The sequence below is a fragment of the Microbacterium sp. ZW T5_56 genome (genome assembly GCF_044987425.1).
Taxonomy (GTDB): Bacteria; Actinomycetota; Actinomycetes; order Actinomycetales; family Microbacteriaceae; genus Microbacterium.
The window spans coordinates 1-3,666 of sequence record NZ_JBJDRI010000068.1; the positions used below are offsets into that span (position 1 = coordinate 1).

Consider the following 3,666-nt stretch of genomic DNA (forward strand, 5'->3'; position numbering starts at 1 on the left):
CCTCAGGGGTCTCCGCCACAACGGGTGCCGCCGCCGGGGTTACGGCTACGACAGCACCCGCGGGCGGCCAAGGCTCGCCGTCCTCGGCACGCGGGAGTCCGCGGCGCAGATCCTGACCGCTGAAGGCGGACACGGCCGCCGCGGCTCCGGCGGGTGCAGCGGCAGACGCTGTCGCTGGTGCCGGCGGCGTAGAAACGTCAGCGACCGTGGGCGTGGCAGGCTGCGCCGAGGTGGATCCGGGCGCGGCAGCAGAAACCGTGGCGGCCGTGACCTGCGGCCACGGCTCACCATCCGCCGTGCGCGGCAGCCCGCGACGCACTGTGACACTCACTGGGCCTCCAACGGTGTCCGCCGCGACAGCGGTGCGCGAGGGGTCGGCGTCGGCCGAGGCTCCATTAGCGCCTGCGGCGACCGCGACTCCGAGTCCGGCTCCGGCTCCGGCTCCGGCTCCGGCTCCGGCTCCGGCTCCGGCTCCGGCTCCGGCTCCGGCTCCGACTCCGACTCCGACTCCGACTCCGACTCCGACGGTATCGGTGGCTGCAGCCGCGTTCACCATGCCAGCGGTGTCAGCGCTCGTGCTGTCTGCGGCGCGCGCAGGCGCAGGCGCAGGCGCAGCAGGATTCGTGACCGCAGCAGTCTCCGCGGTGCCGGCGACATGCGAGGTTTCAGCGGCTGCCGCGGTCGCAACGGCGGCGACCACATCGGCGGGCGGCCAGGGCTCGCCCGCGGCTGTCCGCGGAAGCCCCTGTCGGAGGCGAACGGGAGGCACCAGCTGCGACGCAGCGGGCACCGAACCCAGCACAGGCGGCTCCACAACTGGAGGTTCAACAACAGCCGGCGTCACCGACGGTGCCACGCTTGTGTCCACGGCGCGAACGTGAGACTCCGATGACCCCACCTCCGTGGCACCGGGAGCATTTCCCGTGCCCGACACGACAGCAGCGGTGGCCGTGCCCGCATCAGGGCTGACCACGACCGCCTCGGACGCCGGAACCACGACCGCCTCGGCCCCCGGAACCTCGACCCTCGGAACCACGGCCACCCGAACGTCCGTCGCCGGAACCTCCGCCGCACCCGTCGTGAGCGCAGCGTCGAGGACCCCGTCCGCCACCGTCGCCGCGTCGGGCCAGGCGTCGCCACCCGCTCGCCGCGGGAGTCCACGGCGTACCGTCGTGCCGTACGTCGCCATGCGTCCTACTTTCGTGCTTCGAGAGCCTCGATGAGCTGCGGGACGACCGTGAAGATGTCGCCCACCACACCAAAGTCAGCGATATCGAAGATCGGGGCGTCGGCGTCCTTGTTGATCGCGACGATGGTCTTCGCCGTCTGCATTCCCGCGCGGTGCTGGATCGCGCCGGAGATGCCGAGAGCGACATACAACTGCGGAGAGACCGAGACACCGGTCTGTCCCACCTGGTGCGCGTAGGGGATGTAGCCGGCATCGACGGCTGCGCGCGAGGCGCCGACCGCGGCGCCGAGAGCGTCAGCGAGACGGTCCACGAGCGCGAAGTTCTCTTCGGAGCCCAGCCCACGACCACCCGAGACGACCCGTGCGGCGCCGCGCAGGTCGGGGCGCGATGACGTGGCCGTCTCCTCATCGAAGGCCGTGATCGCACCAGCGGGACGGCCGGACGGCGCGACCTCGAGGTTCTCCGCGGCCACCGGCTGGGGCGCCAGTCGCGCATCGACGGACCCGGCACGCAGCGTCACGACGAGCGGGCCGAAGGTTGCAGCGGAGACCGCGTTGAAAGCGCCGCCGTAGACGGAGTGGTCGGCGACGACGCCCTCCTCGTCGCGACGCACACCCACCGCATCGGCCGCGAGCACGGCTCCGGTGCGGATGGCGAAGCGCGCCGCGAGGTCACGGCCGTCCGCGGAGTTGTTGACAAGCACCGCGTCAGGCCGCACCAGGGCCGCGGCGGCGACCAGGGCATCGGCGGCGGGAACGCCGAGGGCGGCGCCGTCGGACAGTTCGGAGATCAGTACGCGCGTGGCCCCCGCCTCTGCGGCGGCGGTGGCAGCGGCGTCTCCGGTGCCTGGGGCGGCGATCACGAGCGCGATCGGAGTGCCGGCCTGCGCGGCGGCACCCAGCAGACCCGGAGCCGCGGGGCCGAGGGCACCGGTGGGCGTGGCTTCGAGGGCGACGAGGATGGAATCTGCAGCGAAGTCGGTCATGATCCTGCCCCTCACACCAAACGGTTCTGAACGAGGAACTCGGCGAGCTTCGTGCCCGCGTCGCCCTCATCGACGATCTTGATGCCCGCCTGACGCGCGGGCTTCTCGGCCACAGACACCATGATCGACCGGGCCTGGGAGGCGGGGTCGACGGTGATGCCGAGGTCGACGAGCGAAAGGGTCTCGAATGGCTTCTTCTTCGCCGCCATGATGCCCTTGAAGTTGGGCATGCGCGCGTCGGGCAGCGCCTCGGTGATGGAGATGACAGCGGGAAGCGGGGCGGTCACCTGCTGCACACCGCCGTCGACGCCACGTGTGCCGGAAACGGCGCCACCGTCGATCGTGACCGACGCGAGAGCGGTCAGCGCCGGAACCTCGAGCAGTTCGCCGAGCATCGCCGGAACCATGCCGCCCGTGCCGTCGGTGGACAGGTTGCCGGCGATCACGAGATCGAATCCGGCGCGCCTGATGGCAGCCGCGAGCACCTCCGCCGTGAGCGTGAGATCCGCCCCCACCAGCTCGTCGTCGACCACGTGGATCGCGTCGGTCGCACCCATCTGCAGACCCTTGCGGACCGTGGCGGCCGCACTCTCCGGGCCCATCGACAGCACCGTGACGGTGGTGTCGGCGGCGGAGTCCGCGTGGCGCAGGGCCACCTCGACGGCGCGCTCGCCGATCTCATCGAGAACCACATCGCCGGCGCCGCGATCGGCGAGACCCGTCTGCAGGCTCAGCTTGCGATCCCCGTATGTGTCGGGGACTTCCTTCACCAGGACGATGATCTTCATCGACGCTCCTCCCGTTCTGCGTCGAGTCTATGTCGAACACCAGGTATGTACCCATTCGGGTACGGAAAATCCGTGCGGGTACGGCCGCGCCCCACGAATGTATACATACGCCGGATTCCGGGTGGCGATGCCCGAAGCGCCATATGCGGACGGGTAGCGTGGGACGGCAGGAGGGACCATGGCCAACAACCGACCGCTCGCGGTGGATCCGATCGCCGAGGCGAAGCGCCAATGGCTCGCGCACGGTTGGACGGATGCCGCTGCAGGAATGACCGCGGTGACCAGCCTGATGCGCGCGCAGCAGCTCATGCTGGCGCGCGTCGAGGCAGCGCTGAAGCCGTTCGATCTCTCGTTCGCCCGCTACGAGATGCTGCGCCTGCTGGCGTTCACGCGAGAAGGACGCATGCCGATGGCCAGCGCCACCGCCCGCCTTCAGGTGCACCCGACAAGCGTCACGAACACCGTGGACCGGCTCGCCAAGGCGGGACTGCTGCGTCGCCTTCCCCACCCGATCGACGGTCGTGCCGCCGTGCTGGAGCTCACCGACGACGGACGCGCACTGGTGGATGACGCCACGGTGGCTCTGAACGAGGTGTTCGAGAACATCGGTCTCGACGACGCCGACGTCACGGAGCTCGTGAGCATCGTGGCACGGCTGCGCAAGTCGGCCGGCGACTTCCGCGACCCCGCCCCGGTCCCCGAC

3 protein-coding genes and 1 pseudogene are annotated in these 3,666 nt (G+C 70.7%); 1 reads left to right on the forward strand and 3 read right to left on the reverse strand.

The annotated features are described in order from the left end of the window. The 3 genes and pseudogenes from ACI3KU_RS18885 to ACI3KU_RS18895 all read right to left on the reverse strand — a co-directional run. Nucleotides 1–1,189, reverse strand: a pseudogene (locus tag ACI3KU_RS18885) (hypothetical protein); the annotation flags it as partial. A gap of 5 nt (nt 1,190–1,194) precedes the next feature. Then, entirely contained in the window at nt 1,195–2,175 is a 981-nt protein-coding gene (locus ACI3KU_RS18890; protein WP_404923879.1) for an electron transfer flavoprotein subunit alpha/FixB family protein, read from the reverse strand. An 11-nt stretch (nt 2,176–2,186) separates the two neighbouring features. Then, nucleotides 2,187–2,963 carry an electron transfer flavoprotein subunit beta/FixA family protein gene (locus ACI3KU_RS18895; protein ID WP_404923880.1) on the reverse strand — a complete coding sequence of 259 codons (777 nt, stop codon included), beginning with the start codon at nt 2,961–2,963 and terminating at the stop codon, nt 2,187–2,189. A 178-nt stretch (nt 2,964–3,141) separates the two neighbouring features. On the opposite strand from ACI3KU_RS18895, the gene ACI3KU_RS18900 reads away from it, so the two are divergent. Further along, a partial coding sequence (locus tag ACI3KU_RS18900) for a MarR family winged helix-turn-helix transcriptional regulator (protein WP_404923881.1) occupies nt 3,142–3,666 on the forward strand: 525 nt, incomplete at its 3' end.

What these genes read in the sequence shown, in the direction of transcription:
- ACI3KU_RS18890 (WP_404923879.1), bottom strand. Translation starts at nt 2,175, where the DNA reads ATGACCGACTTCGCTGCAGATTCCATCCTCGTCGCCCTCGAAGCCACG.
- ACI3KU_RS18895 (WP_404923880.1), bottom strand. Translation starts at nt 2,963, where the DNA reads ATGAAGATCATCGTCCTGGTGAAGGAAGTCCCCGACACATACGGGGAT.